The 19,960-nt window shown below is 72.2% G+C and carries 20 protein-coding genes and 2 pseudogenes; 10 read left to right on the forward strand and 12 right to left on the reverse strand.

The genetic code is table 11. The features are described 5' to 3' along the window. On the forward strand, positions 1-999 hold a 999-nt coding region (locus ACTWQC_RS09270), incomplete at its 5' end, for an IS701 family transposase (RefSeq protein ID WP_443315106.1). A gap of 545 nt (positions 1,000-1,544) precedes the next feature. Then, on the forward strand, positions 1,545-2,270 hold the full coding sequence (locus ACTWQC_RS09275) for a lysophospholipid acyltransferase family protein (RefSeq protein WP_443315107.1): 726 nt from the start codon (positions 1,545-1,547) through the stop codon (positions 2,268-2,270). A gap of 221 nt (positions 2,271-2,491) precedes the next feature. On the opposite strand, the gene ACTWQC_RS09280 is transcribed toward ACTWQC_RS09275, so the two are convergent. The 8 genes and pseudogenes from ACTWQC_RS09280 to ACTWQC_RS09315 form a co-directional block, all read right to left on the reverse strand. Further along, positions 2,492-4,147: an alpha/beta hydrolase gene (locus ACTWQC_RS09280; protein WP_443315108.1), complete on the reverse strand. Its 1,656-nt coding sequence runs from the start codon at positions 4,145-4,147 to the stop codon at positions 2,492-2,494. Positions 4,148-4,255: 108 nt separating this feature from the next. Next, on the reverse strand, positions 4,256-5,032 hold the full coding sequence (locus tag ACTWQC_RS09285; RefSeq protein ID WP_443315109.1) for an urease accessory protein UreD: 777 nt from the start codon (positions 5,030-5,032) through the stop codon (positions 4,256-4,258). A gap of 149 nt (positions 5,033-5,181) precedes the next feature. Then, positions 5,182-5,874: pseudogene (gene ureG / locus ACTWQC_RS09290) on the reverse strand (urease accessory protein UreG); the annotation flags it as partial. A gap of 36 nt (positions 5,875-5,910) precedes the next feature. Next, positions 5,911-6,684, reverse strand: a complete 774-nt coding sequence (locus tag ACTWQC_RS09295) for an urease accessory protein UreF (RefSeq protein WP_443315110.1) — start codon at positions 6,682-6,684, stop codon at positions 5,911-5,913. 17 nt (positions 6,685-6,701) lie between these two features. Next, positions 6,702-8,423 (reverse strand): urease subunit alpha, encoded by a 1,722-nt coding sequence (locus ACTWQC_RS09300; RefSeq protein ID WP_443315111.1) that lies wholly within the window; start codon positions 8,421-8,423, stop codon positions 6,702-6,704. Beyond that, positions 8,416-8,727: an urease subunit beta gene (locus tag ACTWQC_RS09305; RefSeq protein ID WP_443315112.1), complete on the reverse strand. Its 312-nt coding sequence runs from the start codon at positions 8,725-8,727 to the stop codon at positions 8,416-8,418. The genes ACTWQC_RS09300 and ACTWQC_RS09305 overlap by 8 nt, the downstream gene beginning before the upstream one ends. A 15-nt stretch (positions 8,728-8,742) precedes the next feature. Next, positions 8,743-9,045, reverse strand: coding sequence for an urease subunit gamma (locus ACTWQC_RS09310; RefSeq protein ID WP_443315113.1), 303 nt, complete (start codon positions 9,043-9,045; stop codon positions 8,743-8,745). Positions 9,046-9,253: 208 nt separating this feature from the next. Beyond that, entirely contained in the window at positions 9,254-9,880 is a 627-nt protein-coding gene (locus ACTWQC_RS09315; RefSeq protein ID WP_443315114.1) for a TetR/AcrR family transcriptional regulator, read from the reverse strand. A 106-nt stretch (positions 9,881-9,986) separates the two neighbouring features. Between ACTWQC_RS09315 and ACTWQC_RS09320 the strand changes: the two genes are divergently transcribed. Beyond that, positions 9,987-10,994 carry an ABC transporter permease gene (locus tag ACTWQC_RS09320; RefSeq protein ID WP_443315115.1) on the forward strand — a complete coding sequence of 336 codons (1,008 nt, stop codon included), beginning with the start codon at positions 9,987-9,989 and terminating at the stop codon, positions 10,992-10,994. Positions 10,995-11,178: 184 nt separating this feature from the next. Here the strand turns inward: ACTWQC_RS09320 and ACTWQC_RS09325 are convergent, their stop codons facing one another. Then, positions 11,179-11,478 carry a type II toxin-antitoxin system Phd/YefM family antitoxin gene (locus tag ACTWQC_RS09325; RefSeq protein ID WP_443315116.1) on the reverse strand — a complete coding sequence of 100 codons (300 nt, stop codon included), beginning with the start codon at positions 11,476-11,478 and terminating at the stop codon, positions 11,179-11,181. 81 nt (positions 11,479-11,559) lie between these two features. On the opposite strand from ACTWQC_RS09325, the gene ACTWQC_RS09330 reads away from it, so the two are divergent. The 3 genes and pseudogenes from ACTWQC_RS09330 to ACTWQC_RS09340 all read left to right on the forward strand — a co-directional run. Then, complete coding sequence (locus tag ACTWQC_RS09330) at positions 11,560-12,195, forward strand: ATP-dependent Clp protease proteolytic subunit (protein WP_443315117.1); 636 nt, start codon at positions 11,560-11,562, stop codon at positions 12,193-12,195. A 6-nt stretch (positions 12,196-12,201) separates the two neighbouring features. Then, positions 12,202-12,510, forward strand: coding sequence for a hypothetical protein (locus tag ACTWQC_RS09335; protein ID WP_443315118.1), 309 nt, complete (start codon positions 12,202-12,204; stop codon positions 12,508-12,510). A gap of 1,025 nt (positions 12,511-13,535) precedes the next feature. Next, a pseudogene (locus ACTWQC_RS09340) lies at positions 13,536-13,871 on the forward strand (C40 family peptidase); the annotation flags it as partial. 16 nt (positions 13,872-13,887) lie between these two features. Here ACTWQC_RS09340 and ACTWQC_RS09345 read toward each other — a convergent pair. Beyond that, positions 13,888-14,559, reverse strand: a complete 672-nt coding sequence (locus ACTWQC_RS09345) for a LysE family translocator (RefSeq protein ID WP_443315119.1) — start codon at positions 14,557-14,559, stop codon at positions 13,888-13,890. A gap of 72 nt (positions 14,560-14,631) precedes the next feature. On the opposite strand from ACTWQC_RS09345, the gene ACTWQC_RS09350 reads away from it, so the two are divergent. Then, positions 14,632-15,549, forward strand: a complete 918-nt coding sequence (locus tag ACTWQC_RS09350) for a LysR family transcriptional regulator (RefSeq protein ID WP_443315120.1) — start codon at positions 14,632-14,634, stop codon at positions 15,547-15,549. A gap of 58 nt (positions 15,550-15,607) precedes the next feature. Here the strand turns inward: ACTWQC_RS09350 and ACTWQC_RS09355 are convergent, their stop codons facing one another. Continuing rightward, positions 15,608-16,036 carry an ATP-binding protein gene (locus tag ACTWQC_RS09355; RefSeq protein WP_443315121.1) on the reverse strand — a complete coding sequence of 143 codons (429 nt, stop codon included), beginning with the start codon at positions 16,034-16,036 and terminating at the stop codon, positions 15,608-15,610. Between the two features lie 257 nt (positions 16,037-16,293). Between ACTWQC_RS09355 and ACTWQC_RS09360 the strand changes: the two genes are divergently transcribed. Next, on the forward strand, positions 16,294-17,202 hold the full coding sequence (locus tag ACTWQC_RS09360; protein ID WP_443315122.1) for a helix-turn-helix domain-containing protein: 909 nt from the start codon (positions 16,294-16,296) through the stop codon (positions 17,200-17,202). After that, positions 17,165-17,428, forward strand: a complete 264-nt coding sequence (locus tag ACTWQC_RS09365; protein ID WP_443315123.1) for a DUF397 domain-containing protein — start codon at positions 17,165-17,167, stop codon at positions 17,426-17,428. The genes ACTWQC_RS09360 and ACTWQC_RS09365 overlap by 38 nt, the downstream gene beginning before the upstream one ends. Before the next feature lie 50 nt (positions 17,429-17,478). Here ACTWQC_RS09365 and ACTWQC_RS09370 read toward each other — a convergent pair whose 3' ends face one another. Then, positions 17,479-18,618 carry an 8-amino-7-oxononanoate synthase gene (locus ACTWQC_RS09370; protein WP_443315124.1) on the reverse strand — a complete coding sequence of 380 codons (1,140 nt, stop codon included), beginning with the start codon at positions 18,616-18,618 and terminating at the stop codon, positions 17,479-17,481. 148 nt (positions 18,619-18,766) lie between these two features. Between ACTWQC_RS09370 and bioB the strand changes: the two genes are divergently transcribed. Further along, positions 18,767-19,948: a biotin synthase BioB gene (gene bioB / locus ACTWQC_RS09375; protein WP_443315125.1), complete on the forward strand. Its 1,182-nt coding sequence runs from the start codon at positions 18,767-18,769 to the stop codon at positions 19,946-19,948. The last annotated feature ends 12 nt before the right edge of the window (positions 19,949-19,960 follow it).

A 19,960-nucleotide genomic window follows, 5' to 3' on the forward strand; every position in this document is an offset into this window, starting at 1 on the left:
GTGGGGCAGGAGCTGATCAAACTTGGCCTTCAGAGCCGCAACGGAGACCCGGTCGACCGTACGCGCAGCCATACCTTCAGTGTTCCGCCAACACCCGCCCACCGAGCACTAATTGAAATACAGGCCCTGGGCAAGCGGGCCAACTGTCAGGTCGCCGTCAGCGTGCATGCGGCCACCGACACCGCATCGTGCCCGCTGGAGTGGGAGCTGTTCCTGCCGGAGGAATGGGCCAGTGATGACAAGCGGCGGCAGGCCGCCGGGGTGCCCGACGAGGTCGGGCATGTGTCCAAGACCCACCTGGCACTGGGCCTGCTGGACCGGCTCGCCGCGGGCGGGCTGGCCGTGCCCGTGATCGTGGCCGACGCCGGATACGGCCGCAGCGTCTCCTTCCGTCTCGCCCTGGAGGAGCGCGGCTGGTCATACGTGGTGGCCGTCGACCCCAAGGAGATCGCCCGCCCGGCCACGGCCGAGCCGTATCAGCCCGCCTACGGCGGGCTGGGGCCGCCCACCCTGCCTCGCTATCGCCAGGCGGCCCGGCCCCTGCCCGACCTCATCGACCCCGGGACCTGGTTCGAACCGGTCACCTGGCGCCAGGGCAGCAAGGGCACGATGACCTCGCGCTTCGCCGTGCTCCAGGTGCGGCCCTCGGGCAAGGAAGCCTGCCGCGCCGCCCAGGAACAGGCCGGCGGACGCAGCCGGTGGGACGGAGTGTTGCCACTGCGGACCCTGCTGGTGGAACAGCCCGAGGAAGCAGCGGAGCCGACGGGCTATTGGATGACCAACCTGCCCGCCACCACGCCCGTCGCGGACCTGGTGCGGTGGGCCAAGATGCGCTGGCGCATCGAGCACGACTACCGCGAACTCAAGCACGGCCTGGGCCTGGACCACTTCGAAGGCCGCACCTGGCGCGGCTGGCACCACCACGTCACCCTCGTCACCGCCGCCCAGGCCTTCCTCACCCTCCGGAGGCTTGACCCAAAAGTCCCCACACCGGCCTGACCCTCTACCAAGTCCTCGACACGCTTCAGGACCTGCTGCGGTGCTGGACCGGCACCTGCACCACCTGCGTGCCGCCCCCTACACAGACCCAGAGCCAGAACCTAACGAAGCACTACTAGGGCGTAGTGCAGTCCATCGCGTTGAACGGGATCCATGCAACCGTCCACCGCGCCACCGGGCGCGGGGGGTATCCGTGTCCGCTCACCCTGCAGGCGGGGGTACGCGCCGTCCCCGAGGACCGTCGATCCCTGGCAGTGCGCGGCCCGTCCCGAGTCTCGCCAGGCCCTCGCATCGCCGGTGGTGCCGGGACCGGGCGGGCAGCGGCCATAGACTGGCATGAGGCGCGCCGGGAGCATCGCTACTCTCCGCTATGCAGCCAGGTCAACTGACACACACTCAGAAAGTCAGCAAAGAGTCAGCATGAGTCCGACCAGGCATGGTTACACCCGACCGCATCTGCGCATACACTGACGGTCCCCGAGATGCCCTATGACCTGCGAGAATGCAGCTAGAGAGCCGATCCGGCAGGGTGAGGAGCGCTCCCCGTGTTCTACTACGTGCTCAAGTACGTGCTCCTGGGGCCGCTGTTGCGGCTGCTGTTCCGGCCGCGGATCGAGGGCCTGGAGCACGTGCCGGATGAGGGTCCGGCGATCGTCGCGGGCAACCACCTGTCGTTCTCCGACCACTTCCTGATGCCGGCGATCCTGCCGCGCCGGATCACCTTCCTCGCGAAGGCGGAGTACTTCACAGGGCCCGGCCTCAAGGGCCGGCTCACCGCGTTCTTCTTCCGCAGCGTCGGCCAGATCCCCGTCGACCGCTCCGGCCGCACGGCCGCCCAGTCCGCGATCGCCGAGGGCCTGGGCGTCCTGGGGAAGGACGAGCTGCTGGGCATCTATCCCGAGGGCACCCGGTCGCACGACGGGCGCCTCTACAAGGGGCGGGTGGGCGTGGCGGCCATGGCGCTCAAGGCGGGCGTCAAGGTCGTGCCCTGCGCGATGGTCGGCACCTTCGAGATCCAGCCGCCCGGCCGCGTCGTCCCCCGTCTCGGGCGGGTGACCATCCGCTTCGGGGAGCCCATGGACTTCTCCCGCTACGCGGGCATCGCCGACGAGCGCGCGGCGCTGCGCGCGGTGACCGACGAGATCATGTACGAGATCCTGCGGATGTCCGGGCAGGAGTACGTCGACCGGTACGCCACGGATGTCAAGGCCGAGCAGGCGGCCAAGGCCGCGCAGACGGCACGGCACAGGCCCCGCCTCCTGCGCCGCTGACCGCGGCACCACCGCGTTGTGGGCATTCGTTCCTCCCCCAGCTACCGCTGGGAGGTGCCCCCAGGCGGAACGGGTGGGCACAACGCGGCCACCGGCCCGCAGGCGCGTACGAAACGGCCGAGCCCGGCGGTTGGCGCATCGCCCCCGGTGCGGCCCGGTGGCCGGGGTGTGGCCACCCGTTCCGCCCTGAGGAACGAATGCCCACACCCCGGCCGTACGCCTCAGTGCATGGCGGGCAGGTCGGCGGCGTCCGCCTTCGCCTTCGCGGCGGCCGCGGCCGGCTTCGGCGTGGCGTGCGGCGCGCACGTCACGTCCTCACCGTCGACCGTGCCCTTCAGCAGGTAGGCGTCGACCCGGTCGTTGATGCAGGAGTTGACCAGGCCGGTGACGCCGTGGGAACCCGCGTCCTTCTCCGTGATCAGGCGCGAGCCCTTGAGGCGCTGGTGCAGCTCGACGGCGCCTTCGTACGGGGTGGCGGCGTCGCGCTCGGACTGCACGATGAGCACCTGCGGCAGGCCCTTGCCCGTACGCACCTCGAGCGGCGTGTGCTGCGGACCGCCCCAGGTGGCGCACGGCAGGTTCAGCCAGGCGTTGGACCAGGTCAGGAAGGGGTGGTCGCGGTGCAGCCGGGTGTTGTCCCGGTCCCACTTCTTCCAACTGGTCGGCCACTTGGCGTCCGCGCACTCGACCGCGGTGTAGACGGCGTTGCCGTTCTCCGAGGCGGTGTTGCCCGCGGTGTCGGACATGTCCGGTCCTGCGGCATCCACGAGCGCCTGCTCGTCACCGGCGAGGTACTTGCTCCAGACGCCCGCGACCGATGCCCACGCGGAGTCGTAGTACGGGGCGCTCTGGAAGAAGCCGAGCAGCTCGGCCGGGCCCACGACCCCGCCGATCGGGCTCCTCTTGGCCTTGGCCCGCAGCTGCTCCCACTGCCGCTGGACCTTCTCCGGGGTGTCGCCGATGTGGTAGGTGGCGTCGTTCTTCGCGACCCATGCCTTCCAGTCGTTCCACCGGGTCTCGAAGGCCACGTCCTGGTCGAGGTTGGCCTCGTACCAGATCTTCTGCCGCGACGGATTGACCACGCTGTCCACGATCATGCGGCGCACATGGCCCGGGAAGAGTGTCGCGTAGACCCCGCCGATGTACGTCCCGTAGGAGACGCCGAGGTAGTTGAGCTTCTTCTCGCCGAGCGCCGCCCGGATGACGTCCAGGTCGCGCGCGGTGTTCGGGGTGGTCATGTGGGCCAGCATGGCGCCGCTGCGGTCCTTGCAGCCGTCCGCGTACTCCCTGGCCAGCTTGCGCTGGGCCTGCTTGTCGGCCTCGCTGTCGGGCACCGGGTCGAGCTTGGGCGCCTTGACGAACTCCTGCGGGTCCATGCAGGAGATGGGCGCCGAGTGGCCGACGCCGCGCGGGTCGAAGCCCACGAAGTCGTACGCCTTGGCGGTCTTCTCCCACAGCGGGTTCTTGGTGGTGACCCGGAGTGGGAACCGCATGCCCGAACCGCCGGGTCCGCCGGGGTTGTAGACGAGGGAGCCCTGGCGCTCCCCCGCCGTACCGGTCGAGCGCGCCCGGTCAACGGCGATCTCGATGGTACGGCCGTTCGGCCTGGCGTAGTCGACGGGGACGGTGACCCAGCCGCACTGGACGGGCTTGGGCAGCCCCCAGTCGGCTGGACAGTCCTTCCAGTCGATGCCCTCCTTCGCGGCTCTGGCCGCGGCGAGGCGGACGCCGAGCGCCTCGGCATCACGGGACTGCAGCTTTCCTTCGGTGCTTCGGTCGGTGGTTCCGGCGCTGGCGCTCGGCGCTGCGAAAGCGCCGGCGATCAGCGTTCCCGCTATCAGAGTGCCGGCGGAACCGAGCACCGCTGTGCGTTTCACGATGTTTCCCCCTGCTGGGTACGCCACTTGAGGCGGCGATGATCACAGAGCTTGCAGGAGGATCCTTTCGCTTCCGCGCCTCGGAGCGATAGAACGTGCGGTTGTTCTTTACCAAGACGACAACTTGACGGCCGCATCGAGCAGTCGGCGCAGCCGCAGGGCATCGGGGGCGACGGCGGTGGCGAGCGTGGCGGGGCCGGTGAGCGGAGCGAGGACGGCCTCGCCCTCGGCCGGGTCGCCGTCGAGCACCTGGGCCTCGGGCGGACGGTCCGTGAACTCCGGGCAGGCGGCCAGCAGTTGGCCCGAGGTACGGTGCCCGGCGAGAACGGCCGGGCCGTCCCAGCCGGGTGCGCCTGGCCCGTAGGAGGTCTCCTGGTCGAGGAGCAGCCGGCCGCCCACGCGCAGAGTGAGGCGGCTGGTGAGCCGTCCCGGCCGCTCCCCCGCGCGGCCGAGGACCTGCTCCTCGCGCAGGACGAGGCGGGAGGTGGGAGCGAGGTCGACGCGGGTCGTCATGCGCAGGTCGCTGCCGTGGGCCGAGATCAACGGCTCGGGCAGCCAGCGGAGTTCCGCTCCTTCCCCCACGGTCAGGTGCACGTCGTACGTGGCGGGTCCGGAGGCGCCCCGGCCTGGGAGGGCGACGGTCGCAGCGGCCGCCGTCACCCGTAGCGAGGCACCCGGCTCGGCGGTGGCGTCGATGCGCAGCCGGTCCCCGCCGAGCGGCGCGCTCATGGCGCCGATGACGCAGACGCCTGCCTCGGCTCCTTGCGCGCGGACGCGGCGCAGCGCGAGCGGGCCCTCGCCTTCGAGGACGGGGAGGGCGGTGCCGCCGCGCCCGTCGGGGGCCGCGGTGATCCGGGCGGTGGCCCGTACGGCCGTGGCGTTCACGCCGGGTTCGCGGGCGCGGGGTTCGCGGGCGCGGGGTCCGCGGGCGCGGGGTCCGCGGGCGCGGGGTCCGCGGGCGCCGCGTGCGCGGGCGCCGGGGGCGCGGTCGCCTGGTCGGCGGTCGCCGGGTCCGCGGTTGCCTGAACCGCGATTGCCGGGTCCGCGGTCCAGACGGCGAGCCGTTCGCGCACCCAGTCGGCGACGGGCTTCACGCCGTCCTGGGCGGCGAGGGAGGTGAAGGCGACGGGGAGTTCGCCGCGCTGGGCCCCGGCGTCACGCGCCATGCGGTCGAGGTCGGAGCCCACGTGACGGGCGAGATCGGTCTTGTTGACGACGAGCAGGTCGGACGTGGTGACGCCGGGCCCGCCCTTGCGCGGGATGTCGTCGCCGCCCGCGACGTCGATGACGAAGATCTGGGCGTCGACCAGGCCCTTGGAGAAGGTGGCGGTGAGGTTGTCGCCGCCGGATTCGACGAGGACGAGGTCCAGCGGCCCGACGGCTTCTTCGAGGTCCTCGACGGCCTCGAGGTTCGCGGAGATGTCGTCCCGGATGGCGGTGTGCGGGCAGGCGCCGGTCTCGACGGCGGTGATGCGCTCGGGGGGCAGGACGGCGTTGCGGAGCAGGAACTCGGCGTCCTCGCGGGTGTAGATGTCGTTGGTGACGACGGCGATGGACAGCTCCTCGCGGAGGGTGCGGCACAGTGCCGCGACGGTCGCGGTCTTGCCGGATCCGACCGGACCGCCGAGGCCGATGCGCAGGGCGCGGCGCGTACCGTCGGGCCGCCGGGCGGCGGGGGCGCTGTAGGTGTGCCGCTGAGGAAAGGTCTCTGCGTGGTCGAGGTGCATGGCGGCTCCTTCAGTCGTACGTGGTCGGGGCGGTGGCTAGGAGGCGAAGAGGCGTACGGGCCAGTCGGCGTGCCGCTCGGCGGCGATGTCGAGGAGCGGGGCCGAGGTCGCCGGCAGGGCGTCGACGCCTTCGAGCAGCGCGCGGTCGGCGGCGTCCGCGGCCTGCTGAGCGACGCCGTCCAGCTCCGGGGCGAGCCGGGCGAGGACGGCGGTGGCCTGAAAGGGATCCAGCCCGAGGAGCCGTACGGCCGCGGTGGTGGGTCCGCTGACCGATTCGTACGCGGCGGTGTGCGCGGCGTCGCCCGGCACCAGCCCGGCGGCACGGGCGGCGACGCCGAGGACGACGGGCTGGTGCGCGCCGCGCGGCCGGGCCGCGGCGAGTGCGTCGAGCTCGGGGCACGGCCAGGCCGCGCGGGCGGCGCGCATCATCTGCCGCCCGAGCCGGCGGGCCGTCGTACGCAGCGCGGGCACGGGGGTGCGCGCGTCCGCGGCCTCGTCCAGCACGAGCGGGTCGAGCCCGGCGGCCGCGGCGGCCGCGAGACCGGCGGCGACGAGCCCTGCGGTGTGCAGCCTGCCGCGGCAGAAGTCCTCCAGAGACGCGGCGTCCCTGATCCGCCCCGCCTCGACGGCCGCCTCCGCACCCCCGGAGTGGGCGTGTCCCCCGGCGGGGAACCGGCCGTCCGCGAGCACGAGGAGCGCTGCGCGGGCGGCGGGACGTCCCGTGACACCGGCAGCTGCTCCGGGCGGACACGGGTCCGTGGCCGGAGGCCCGGGGGCCTCCGGCTTACGGATGTCCGGTGGAGTGCTCATCGTGCGTTTGGTGGCCGTCAGAAGAGGAAGTACCGCTGGGCCATGGGGAGTTCCGTGGCAGGGGCGGGGTCGACGGGGTCGCCGTCGATCGTGACCGTGAAGCTGTCGGGGTCGACGGCGACGCGCGGGCAGGCGTCGTTCTCCCGCATGTCGGCCTTGCCGACACCCCGCGTGCTGCGGATCGCCGCGAACCGCTTCCCGAGGCCGAGCCGCTCCGGCAGGTCGTCCTCAATGGCCGCCGGAGCGACGAAGTTGAGCGAGTTCGCCGCCGGGGCCCGGCCGATCCCGCCGAACATCGGCCGGGGCATGACCGGCTGCGGCGTGGGGATGGACGCGTTGGCGTCGCCCATCTGCGCGTACGCGATCTGGCCGCCCTTGATGACCAGCTGCGGCTTGACCCCGAAGAAGGCCGGATCCCACAGCACGAGGTCGGCCAGTTTGCCGGTCTCCACGGAACCGATCTCGTGGTCCAGGCCCTGGGCCACCGCCGGGTTGATGGTGTATTTGGCGACATAGCGACGGGCACGGTGGTTGTCGGCACGCCCGTCGCCGGGAAGTGCTCCGCGGCGCCGCTTCATCACATGCGCCGTCTGCCAGGTGCGCAGCACGACTTCGCCGACCCGCCCCATGGCCTGGGAGTCCGAGGAGATGATCGAGATGGCTCCGAGGTCGTGCAGGACGTCCTCGGCCGCGATGGTGCTCGGCCGGATCCGGGACTCCGCGAAGGCGAGGTCCTCCGGCACGGCCGGGTTCAGATGGTGACAGACCATCAGCATGTCGAGGTGCTCCTCGACGGTGTTGACGGTGTGCGGACGCGTCGGATTCGTCGAGCTGGGCAGCACATGGGGCTCGGCGACGACGGTGATGATGTCCGGCGCGTGCCCGCCACCCGCGCCCTCCGTGTGGTACGCGTGGATGGAGCGGCCCGCGATGGCGGCGAGGGTGTCGCCGACGAAGCCGGCCTCGTTGAGCGTGTCGGTGTGGATGGCCAGCTGGGCGCCGGTCTCCTCGCACACGTCCAGGCAGGCGCTGATGGCCGCAGGGGTCGCGCCCCAGTCCTCATGGATCTTGAAGCCGAGCGCCCCGCCGCGCAGCTGGCTGTGCATGGCGTCGCGGGAGACGGTGTTGCCCTTGCCCAGCAGCCCGACGTTGAGCGGGTAGGCCTCCATCGCCTCGAACATCCGGGCGAGGTGCCACGGCCCCGGGGTGATCGTGGTCGCCTTGGTGCCCTCGGCCGGTCCCGTACCGCCGCCGACGAGCGTGGTGATCCCCGCGGCGAGGGCCTCGTCGGCGATCTGCGGGCAGATGAAGTGCACATGCGCGTCGATGGCGCCCGCGGTGAGGATCTTGCCGTTGCCCGCGATGACTTCGGTCTCGGGACCGATGACGAGGTCGGGGTGTACGCCGTCCATCGTGTCGGGGTTCCCGGCCTTGCCGATGCCGGTGATCTGGCCGTCGCGGATCCCGATGTCGGCCTTGACGACGCCCCAGTGGTCGAGGACGAGGGCGCCGGTGATGACGGTGTCGGGGGCCCCTTCCGCGCGGGTGGTCCTGGCCTGCCCCATCGATTCGCGGATCACCTTGCCGCCGCCGAAGACGGCTTCGTCACCCGCGGAGCCGGGGCCTCCGGCCAGGTCCCGCTCGATCTCCACGACGAGGTCGGTGTCGGCGAGCCGGACGCGGTCGCCCGCGGTGGGCCCGAAGAGGTCCGCGTACGCGGCGCGGGACAGTTCAGCCATCGAGCGGACCTCCGGTCTCGCCGCGCAGGCCCGCCACGATCCGCAGGCCTCCGATCGGTACGAGCTCGACCTCGGCGGGGATGCCGGGTTCGAAGCGGACGGCGGTGCCTGCGGCGATGTTCAGCCGCAGGCCGCGGGCGGCGGCGCGGTCGAATTCCAGGCCGGGGTTGGCCTCGGCGAAGTGGTAGTGGGAGCCGACCTGTACGGGCCGGTCGGCCGCGTTGAGGACGGTGATACGGGTGACCGGGCGGCCGGCGTTGAGGGCCACGGGCCCGTCCCCGTACAGCACCTCTCCTGGGATCATGCGCGCACTCCCCCGTCAGGCGATCGGCTGGTGGACGGTGACGAGCTTGGTGCCGTCCGGGAAGGTCGCCTCGACCTGGACGTCGTGGATCATCTCGGGGATGCCGTCCATGACGTCGTCGCGGCTGAGCACTTTGCGCCCGGAGGACATCAGCTCGGCGACGGTACGGCCGTCCCTGGCGCCCTCCAGGATGTGCGCGGTGATGAGGGCGATCGCCTCGGGGTGATTGAGCTTCACCCCGCGGGCCCTGCGCTTCTCGGCCACGTCGGCGGCCACGTGGATGAGCAGCCGTTCCTGCTCGTGCGGGGTCAGTTGCACGCTTCGCACCTCACAGTCGTCGACACTCCCGTCCGCAGGGGCGGCAGCCGCCCGGCGGCGGCCGGGCCGGGCCCGGGACGCGGGCCCGACGCGTCGCGGAAGGAGGTGTACCACACAGCCGGTGGCGCCGGCCCGTTGGCGCCACCTGCGGCTCCGGTCGTTTTGCGCCCTTGTGCGCGCAGGCTAGTTCCGCGGAGTTTCGGCAGCGTTAACTCGTACGGTCCCGGCCCATGGACATGACCCCGCGCAGTCCGTCCTGAAGGACCTCGACGCCGACCTCGCCGAACAGCGCGCGCTGGGCGATGAAGCCCTGGACGGTGCCGATGAGGGTGCGGGCCACGTGGTCGGCGGGGACGTCGGCCCGTACGATCCCGGCCTTCTGGTAGCCCTCGACGACCTCGACCCAGGAGGCCCGCAGGGCGATGTAGCCCTCGTGGAGGGTCTCGGCGAGCTGCTCGTTGCGCAGGGTCTCGGCCCACACTTGAAGAATCAGGCGCGGGAAGGCGGACTGGTCGTCCACCGGGGTGCCGGCCGGGCCCGCGTAGACCTGACGCAGCACGCGGCCGAGGATCACGTCCGGCAGCGGCGGCGGGGTCTCCCGGGCGGCGTCCGCGAAAGCCGCGCGGATGGTGGTGAAGGCCTCCTCGGCGATGGCCGCGATCAGCTCCTCCTTGCTGCGGAAGTAGCGGTAGACCGCGCCCGCCGAGAGACCGGCCTCGCGCAGCACGTCCTGCATGGACGTGGCGTGGAAGCCGTTGCGGGCGAAGCAGCGGGCGGCACCGTCGAGGATCTGGCGGCGGCGGGCGTCGAGGTGCGCCTGGGATACGCGGGCCATGCACCCAAAACTAAAACGAACGTTCATTCTTGACAAGACCCCATCTCCGGCAGGACGGTGGGCAAGGAAAACGAACGATCCTTCTCTTTGAATCGAGGCCTCCACCATGTCCGCTACAGCTGCCGCGAAACCACCCGCTCCCCCGGCCCGGCGGATACTCGTAGTGATCGTGCTGGTGCCGGTCGTCGTCACCCTGGCCCTATGGGCCTTCGCCTGGCCCGCGGCCCGTGTCGCGCCCCGCGACCTGCCCATCGGGCTGGCCGGGCCGGCGTCCGCCACCGCACCGCTTCAGCAGCAACTCGAGCAGCGGGACGGCGCGTTCGACCTGCACCGCTACGCCGACGAACCCGCAGCCCGCACTGCGATCGAGGGCCGCGACGTCTACGGCGCCGTGGTCGTCACCCCGCAGGGCCCGAAGCTGCTGGCCGCCACGGCGGCGAGCCCGACCGTGGCCCAGCTGCTGCACGACGCGGTGTCGCGGCAGGTCCCGCCCGGCACGGAGTTGCGGACGGACGACGTGGTGGCCGCGCCTGCCGCCGACCCGCGCGGCGCGGCCCTGGGGTCCAGCGTGCTGCCGCTGGCGCTCGCGGGTGTCGCCTCCGGAGCCATCGTGACGCTGCTGGGGCTGCGCGGTCTGCGAGCCGTGACGGCACTGGCGGGTGCCGCGGCGCTGGTCGGCCTGGCGGGAACCGCGATCGCCGACAGCTGGCTCGGCATCATCACCGGCGACTGGTGGGTGGAGGCCGGCGCGCTCGGACTGACCGTGCTGGCCGGGAGCTCCGCGGTCGCGGGGTTGGCGGCACTGCTGGGGCCGGCCGGTATCGGCCTCGGCGCGCTGCTGGTCGTCCTGCTCGGCAATCCCTGGTCCGGTGTGACATCCGCACCGCAGCTGCTGCCGGAACCGGTGGGCGCGATCGGTCAGTGGCTGCCGCCGGGCGCGGGCGGCACCCTGATCCGCTCGGTGGCCTTCTTCGGCGGCAGCGGCGCGGGGACGGCGGTGACGGCTCTCGCCATCTGGGCAGCGCTCGGGCTGACCGCTGTGGTCCTGGGCGGGCTGCGCGGCCGCAAGCCGCCGGTCGAGCAGGAACCTCCGCTCCCCGAACCGGTGGCCTGAGGGCGGATCCCGAGCGGGGCACCCGGAGCGGCCGTACGCCATCCGCTGTAGCGGACGGATGGCGTACGGCCTTCAGCATGTCCGGGGTCGGGGTGTCCGGGGTCGGGGTGTCCGGGGCCGGGTGTCGGGCCTGGGTGCCTGGACCGGGTGTCAGGGGTCGGGCCCCTCGGCCCTGCCCCTAGCGCTATCCCCGCCGCGGACGCCGGTCGCCGGTGTCCGGGCTGCGGTGCTCCGCGGCGATGCCGAAGCGCCGCCGTTCGCCCGCAGCGGACGTGCCGGGGCGGACCGCCGAGACCGTGCTGATCACCCGCTCCTCGGCCGCAGCCTCGGACTCTTCGAGTTGCTGCAGGTCAGCGGCGGAAACCAGCGCCACAAGGGGTTTTCCGTGGCGCGTCACGACGACCCTTTCCCCGCCGTAGACCACGCGGTTGATCAGGTCGGCCAGCTCGGCACGGGCTTGCGTCACCGGAATCTCGTAGGCCATGCTCCCCATCATAACGGGATGTACGTCCTGTACATTTTTAACAGAGCCTTCGATGAGAGGCCTGACGGGAGAGGTGCAGTGATGGACCGACCGACCGCCCGCTACGTCCTGCCGGAGTTCACGGAGCACACCACCACCGGAATCCGCACCATGGACCCGTACTCCAAGCTCCTCGACGAGCGCATCATCTTCCTGGGCACGCAGGTCGACGACATCTCGGCCAACGACGTCATGGCGCAGTTCATGCACCTCGAACACGCCTCCCCCGACCGGGACATCTCGCTCTACATCAACTCCCCCGGCGGCTCGATGACCGCGATGACGGCCATCTACGACACGATGCAGTTCGTCAGTTGCGACATCGAGACCATCTGCCTGGGCCAGGCCGCCTCCTCGGCCGCGGTGCTCTTCGCGGCCGGGACTCCGGGCAAGCGGCTGATGCTGCCCGGCTCCCGGGTGCTCATCCATGAGCCGGCCTTCTCCGAGCCCGTCCGGGGCCAGGCCAAGGATCTGGAGATCCAGGCCAGGGAGATGCTGCGGATGCGGGACATGCTCGAGGAGATGCTCGTCAAGCACACCGGGCAGCCGCCCGAGCGGATCGCCGCCGACATCGGGCGCGACAAGATCTTCGAGGCCGAGGAGGCGGTGGCGTACGGGCTCGCGGACCGGATCGTGCAGAGCCGCAAGCAGGCGAGCACGCCGCTCGGGGCGAGGTGAGCCGCGGTGCTGCCGCCAGAACTTCCCCCGCTGCCCGCCCTCACCCGGGCCGAGTGCGACCTCGTGGACCGCTACTTGGAGGTGCTCGACCTGCTGGGGCGCATCAATCCGGCCCGGTCCAGCGACACGTACGGCGGGCTGCGCGCGGCCCAGGCCCTCGTCGGCAAGGCCGTCGCACTGCGGGATGCGCTGACGCTGATGCACGAGCGCGGTGAGAGCGTGGTGCACACCCAGACGCTGGCGCGGGCGCTGCGGGTGCTGGACGGGGAGCGCCGTGCAGCCCGGGTCACCCTGCCGCCGGTGCCGCGGAGTTGATGGCCCGTCACTCGGCAGGCCCACCGTACCGCCGAACGTGTACGACCAATCGACGTACCGTCAAGTCGACATAGGACAGTGATCGACTTGCGGCCCGGCCGCGGGGGTCCGCCCACCACGGGATGCTTCCCCGCTGGTACGAGGCCTGCCGGTCCGTCACATCTGCGCGACAAAACATCCGTAGACCCCCGAATGCCATAAATGTGATCAAGACCACATGAAGGGGTTTCGGCTCGGAAATCGGCCCGTCGGTGCGTGACGATCCGTGAGACGACAAGCCCCCGCCACCGCGACGGGGCGGTCCGGGCGGACGCCGAGTCCTGCCGCCGCACGGATATCCGGTCGACAGAGTGGATCGGCAGGAGTGGAGGACCCGAGCAGTGCGGGGCGCGCTGGGAACACCGGCCGCTCCTTGGGGTGAAGCCGCAGCCGCGGCCGGGCATTCTTCGCCTGCCCGAACCCGACAGGTCACCCTTCACAGGCGGCTGACGAAGGGTTTGCGCATGACCGCGCACGCACAGGTCCCCTCTCTGCTCGGCCGGGCCGGCGCCGCCTCGGCCCTGACACTGGCAGCCGTCGGCGGCTCGCTGCTGGCACCGGGCGCCGCGGCGCCGGCGTATGCAGCGCCACCGCCATGGCCGGAGTTGTCCCAGGTCCAGTCCGGCACGGCCGATCCGGCGGCCGCCGATTCCACCGCCCCGATGCCCGGCACCGAGCCGGGACAGACTGATGCGCCCCCGACGGGCGACGGGCCGTCCCTCCTCCCCGGGAGCGAGCCGCTCGCCGCGGAGCCGCCCGAGGGCAAGCCACCAGAATCCGTGCCGGGGACGCCCGGTACCAGACCCGACGCCGCCGCGCCTTCCGCCGAACCGGACACGCCGGGCGCCAAGCCGCACAAGTCCGGCGAGCAGGCTGCCGCGCACCGTCCCAAGGCGCCGCACACCAAGCCGCACACCAAGCCGCACATCAAGCCGCACGCCAAGAAGAAGAAAGCGCACGCGAAGAGGACAACCTCGCTGGGAGCCGAGGCCCTTCGCGTCGCCTCCGCGAAACGCGGCGCCCCCTACCGATACGGAGGCTCAGGACCGGGAGGCTTCGACTGCTCAGGGCTGACGGCCTACGCGTACAAGTCCGTTGGGAAGAAGCTGCCGCGCACGGCGATGGGCCAGTACAACTCGACCCGCCGCATCCCCGCTTCCGCCCGGCGTCCCGGTGACCTCGTCTTCTTCGGCGCCGGGCGCGGCGTCTACCACGTGGGCATCTACGCGGGGAACGGGAAGGTCCTGCACTCCCCCAAGGCCGGTTCCGTCGTACGGCTCGACCCGATCTGGTCCCGCGACGTCAGCTACGGCCGGGTCTGAGGCATCAGGCCATATGTCAGACCGTCAGCGGCTCCAGCAGCAACAGCAGTCCGAGCGCCGCGAGCACCGCCCCGGTGACGAGCTCCAGTCCACGAGCCGTACGGGGCCGCCGTAGCCGCCCGCCGAGCCGGTCGACGAGGAGCGCGACGGCCGGGAACCACACCAGCGCGATGGCCACGACCACCACGGCCAGCAGCAGGGTGCGCGGCAGAGCGGGCGCACCGTCCGGCACGAACTGCGGCAGGAGGCTCAGGAAGAGGACCGGCGCCTTGGGGTTGAGGGCGTTGGTGAGGAAGCCCTGCCGCAGGCTCGTGCCGATGCCGCCGCTCGCGGGTCCGCCCACCGCACCGTCCTTCCCGGGTCCGCCCGCTCCGCGGACCTCGGGCTCCGCAGCGTCGAGCGGGCGGCGTACTGCCGGGAGCAGGATCCGGCCGCCCAGCCAGAGCAGATACGCCCCGCCGAGTACCTGAACGGCGCGGAAGAGCGCGGGCACGGCGACCAGCACCGCCGCGAGCCCGGCGACCGCGAGGGCGGTGTGCACCAGCAACCCACCGGCCACCCCCACCGCGGCGGCCACTCCGGCGCGGCGCGAGCCGAGCGCGTTGCGTACGACCACGGCGAAGTCGGCACCGGGCATGGCCACCATGCCGGCGGCGACCCCGGTGAAGGCGATCAGCTCTCCATCCATGCCGTCAGCCTGGACCAGCAGAGCCCTTAGTGTGTATTGGGAATTTTCTTGCTGGGCCTGAAGGAATGCTTAATGTACGACGCCACGCGCCTGGCCGCCCTGGTCGCGGTCGCCGAGGACGGTTCGATCACCCGTGCCGCCGCCCGGCTCGGCTACACCGCGCCCGCTCTGTCCCAGCAGCTCGCGAAGCTCGAGCGGGAGGCGGGCGCCGCGCTGCTCGTACGTCATCATCGCGGCACGCGACTGACGGCCGCGGGCGAGCTGCTCGCCGCGCGGGGCCGGCGGGTGCTGGACGAGATGGACCGGGCGCGGCACGAGCTCGCCCGGCTGGCCGGGCTGTCCGGGGGCCGACTGCGGGTGGGCACCTTCGTCACAGCCGGGGTGCATCTGCTGCCGCCGGTGCTCAGCGCCTTCCGCCGTGCGCACCCGCAGGTGGAGCTGAGCGTGGCCCAGTACGAACCGCCGTCTGGCGAGGCGGCGGTGGCGTGCGGGGACGTGGACCTGGCGCTCACCCACGCCTACGAGCCCGCTGCCCGGGTGGCGCTCCCCTCGGGCGTCGCGGCCGAGCCGCTGCTGGTCGAGGAGTTGGTGCTGGTGACCGCGCCGGGGCACATGCTGGCCGAGGGCTCGGGGCGACTGCCGCGGGCGGAGTTGGCGGGGCAACCGCTGATCAGTATGGCGCCGTCCCATCCGCCCCGGCAGGGGGTGGAGGCGGCGCTGGCCGCGTCGGGCGCGACGCCCGCGGTGGTCCTGGAGACGCCGGTTTACGCACTGGTGTGCGCGCTGGTCAGTGCGGGTCTCGGGGTCGCCGTGGTACCGGAGATGGTGGCCGCGATGTCCGCGACGCCGCTGGGCGTGCGGCGGCTCGACCCTCCGGAGATGCGGCGCACGATTTCGGTGGTGCACCGGCCGGGCGAGCCGGATCCGGCGGCGGACACCTTGCGGGCCCTGCTGCGCGGCAGCTTCGGCCGTACGGGCGGGGCGGGCTGACGGCGGGGCGGCCGAGCCGCGGTGCGGACGGGCGACCATGGCCCGCGAGCCGTGGCGCTCAGGGCGCGGGGACCGTCCACGGGAGGGCGATCCAGACCGTTTTGCCGCCCTCCGCAGTCGGTGTGACGGAGAGTTTGCCGCCGGATTCCGCGGTGAGCCAGCGGATGATGACCATGCCCCGGCCGTTGTCCTGCTGCACCGCGGCGGGCAGCCGCTTCGGAAGGCGCGGATGGCTGTCGGTGACGCCGATCCGCAGCTGCTCGTCGCGGTCCAGATGGACGTCCACGGTGAAGGTGGGCGACTGGCCGAGGGTGTGCAGGACGGCGTTGGTGGCGAGTTCGGAGACGATGAGCCGTACGGTGTCGGCGGCTTCGGCGCTCTCCGGGAGTCCCCATTCGGCGAGGACGTCGGTGACGTATCTGCGAGCGGCGGTGACCGAGACGGGGTCGCTCGGGAGGGTGACGGATGCTTCATGGTGGTCTGCCATGGCGGACACTGTCCCTTTCCCACCGAGGCCCGGGGTCCGACGCGTAGCGCGATGGGGAGATGAGGTCGGAGTCGGCTTCGGACGGCTGCTTCGCCCAGAGTGCCACCGAAGGTGCCCATGGCGTGGGCGATCCACCAGGTTGTGCATATATCTGTCGCTCGAAGCGGTGAACTCTGCTACGGAAGACCGTATTTGGGCGCACACTGGCGCACGGGTCCGGGGAAGCGCCGACAAGCGGCCGACCGCAGGGAGGAGCCATGCAGCACGGTCCCGCGGTGCGCCGCCGCAAGCTCGGGGAAGAGCTGCGGCGCCAGCGCGACATCGCCGGTCTGACGAGCGGCGAGGCGGCCCGCCTGGCGGGCTGGCACCAGTCGAAGGTGAGCCGGATCGAGACCGGTCGCAGCGGAGTGAAGTCCACGGACGTGACGCGGCTGCTGGACGTGTACGGCGTGACGGACCGCGAGTTGCGTGCGCTGCTGGCGGCGCTCGCCAACTCCGATGCGAACGGCGGGCAGCGGGCATGGTGGCACGCGTACCGCGAGCTGCTGCCCTCCGCGTACCGGGACTTCATCAGCCTGGAAGCGGAGGCGGAACGGGCCAGGACGCTGGAGACGCTCGTCGTGCCGGGGCTGTTGCAGACGCCCCGCTACGCCCGTGTGGTGACCCGGGCCGCACTCGCGGAGCTGCCGCAGGAGCGGGTGGACGAGCTGGTGGAGGTGCGGATCGCGCGGCAGGACGTGCTGCGGGGCGACCCGCCACTGGAGCTCCACGCGGTGCTGGACGAAGCGGTGTTGCGGCGGGAGGTCGGCGGTCCCGAGGTGATGGCGGAGCAGCTGCGGCACCTGGTCGAGGTGGGCTCGCTGCCCCAAGTTCGGCTTCAGGTCCTGCCGTTCGCCCACGGCGTGCACATCGGAGTCACGGGTCCTTTCGTTATCTTTTCCTTTCCGCTCATTGCTGATCTGGATGTTGTCGTTCTCGACCATTTGACGAGTAGCCTCTACCTCGAACGGAAAGAAGACCTCAGGGCGTACAGCGATGCATTCGACACGCTGCGGGGGAGCGCCCTCCCGTGCGAGGACTCGTTGGCTTTCATCGCCGCGATCGGCGATGGCTTGAGGAGGCGGAAGAATGCTCACCCCCCACACCCGGTACATAGCCTGCAGTGACCATCTGCCCGGCGTCCGTTGGCGGCGCAGCAGCCGCAGCACCGGCATGAACAACTGCGTCGAAGCGGCCGTGCTCGCGTCGGAACAGCCGCCCGTGAACGGGGCTTTACGCGTGGCCGTGCGCGACTCCAAGAACACCGCCGGGCCCGCGCTGCTCTTCTCCCCCGCCGCGTGGTCGTCGTTCGTCGACGCCGTGCGTGCGGGGCGGTTCGACGGCCGGAACTGAGCGCGCGGAGCCGAACGCGCGGAGCTGAGCCCCGAGCCGAGCCGTCCGCGTCAGGCAGGTGCCGTCGCGGCGATCACGCCGGCCGCCTCGGCGACCTGGCGGTCCGTGAGATCCGCTCGCGCCGTCAACCGCAGCCGCGAGATGCCGTCGGGCACGGACGGCGGGCGGAAGCAGCCCACCACGAGCCCGGCGGCCCGGCAGTCCGCAGCCCATTGCACCGCCGCCTCCGGGGAGGGGGCGCATACGGACACCACGGACGCGTCGGGGCGGACCGCGGCGAGCCCGGCATCCGTCAGCTGCCGGTGCAGCGCCGCCGCGACCGTACGGGCGCGGGCCGCGCGCTCCGGCCCGCGGGCCAGCAGCCGCAGGCTCGCCAGAGCAGCGCCCGCCGCGGCCGGGGCGAGCCCGGTGTCGAAGATGAAGGTCCTGGCCGTGTTCACCAGGTGCTCGATCACCCGGGCCGGGCCCAGGACCGCACCACCCTGGCTGCCGAGCGACTTCGACAGGGTGACGGTGGCGACGGTGTCCGGGGCGCCCGCGAGACCGGCCGCGTGCAGCGCGCCGCGCCCGCCCTCGCCGAGCACGCCCAGGCCGTGCGCGTCGTCGACGAGCAGGGCCGCGCCGTGCGCGCGGCACGCGGCGGCCAGCTCCGGCAGCGGCGCGGCGTCGCCGTCGACGGAGAAGACGGAGTCGGTGACGGCCAGCGCCCTGCCGTCGTGGCCGTCGAGCGACTTGGCGACGGCGTCCGGGTCGGCGTGCGGGACGACGGCGGTCTCGGCGCGGGAGAGCCGGCAGCCGTCGATGAGCGAGGCGTGGTTGCCCGCGTCCGAGACGACGAGCGTGCCGCGGTCGCTGAGCGTGGTGACGGCCGCGAGGTTGGCGGCGTAGCCGGAGGACAGGACGAGGGCGGACTCGAAGCCGCAGAACGCCGCCAGCTCGGCCTCGAGCTCGGCGTGCAGCTCGGTGCTGCCGGTGACGAGGCGGGATCCGGTGGCGCCCGCGCCCCAGCGCAGCGCGGCGTCCGCGGCGGCGCCGGTGACCTCCGGATGGCGGGACAGGCCCAGGTAGTCGTTGCTCGCCAGGTCCAGGAGCGGCGAGTCGGCCGGGCGCGGGCGCAGGGTGCGTACGAGCCCAGCGCTGCGGCGCGCCTGCGCCTGCTCGTCGATCCAGGCGAACGGGTCGTGGGGCATCGGGCCATCCCTCGCCTTCTGTTGGGTGTGCCCAAACCGTAGTGGCGGGATGCGCTGGTCAGGGTGTGGCAATACACACACCTCATTCGACTGCTGTTGTGCGGTCCCTCCTTGGCCGGGAGCGGTGCCGTAGGCGAGGATCAGCGCCATGGATCTGCTGAACACGCTGGTGGACAAGGGGCTGCGACGCGAGCTGCCCACTCGGGACGAGGCCCTCGCCGTACTGGCCACCTCCGATGACGACCTGCTGGATGTGGTGGCGGCCGCGGGCAAGGTGCGCCGCCAGTGGTTCGGGCGGCGGGTGAAACTCAACTACCTCGTCAACCTCAAGTCCGGACTGTGCCCCGAGGACTGCTCGTACTGCTCCCAGCGGCTCGGCTCCAAGGCCGAGATCCTCAAGTACACCTGGCTGAAACCGGACGAGGCCGCGGCCGCCGCGGGCGCGGGCGTGGCCGGAGGCGCCAAGCGCGTCTGCCTGGTCGCGAGCGGGCGCGGGCCGACCGACCGGGACGTGGACCGCGTGTCACAGACCATCGAGGCCATCAAGGAAGGGAACGAGGGCATCGAGGTGTGCGCCTGCCTCGGCCTGCTCTCCGACGGGCAGGCGGAGCGGCTCCGCGCGGCGGGGGCGGACGCGTACAACCACAACCTCAATACCTCGGAAGCCACATACGGGGACATCACGACCACGCACACTTACGCGGACCGCGTGGAGACCGTCCAGCAGGCACAGGCCGCGGGCCTGTCCGCCTGCTCGGGGCTGATCGCGGGCATGGGCGAGTCGGACGAGGACCTGGTGGACGTGGTCTTCGCGCTGCGCGAGCTGGATCCCGACTCCGTACCGGTGAACTTCCTGATCCCGTTCGAGGGGACGCCGCTGGCCGAGGAGTGGAATCTCACGCCTCAGCGGGCCCTGCGCATCCTGGCGATGGTGCGGTTCGTCTGCCCGGATGTGGAGGTGCGGCTCGCGGGCGGGCGCGAGGTGCATCTGCGGTCGCTGCAGCCGCTCGCCCTGCACCTGGCCAACTCGATCTTCCTCGGCGACTACCTGACCAGCGAGGGGCAGGCGGGCAGGGCCGACCTGGAGATGATCGCGGACGCGGGCTTCGAGGTGGAGGGCACGGATACGACGACGCTGCCCGCGCACCGGGCGGAGGCGGATGCGCCGTCCGGCTGCGGTTCGGGCGGAGGCGGCGGCTGCGCACCGTGCGGGGACGGCGCCGAGGCGGCCGCACCCCAGGAGGCTCCGGCCGGCGCCGGGGCCGCCCGCACGGACCTGGTCACAGTGCGGCGCCGCGGCGCGGGCACCGACCTCGCACCCAATGCGTGAGCCCTCCATGGG

The sequence above is a fragment of the Streptomyces sp. 8N616 genome (assembly GCF_052246385.1).
GTDB lineage: Bacteria > Actinomycetota > Actinomycetes > Streptomycetales > Streptomycetaceae > Streptomyces.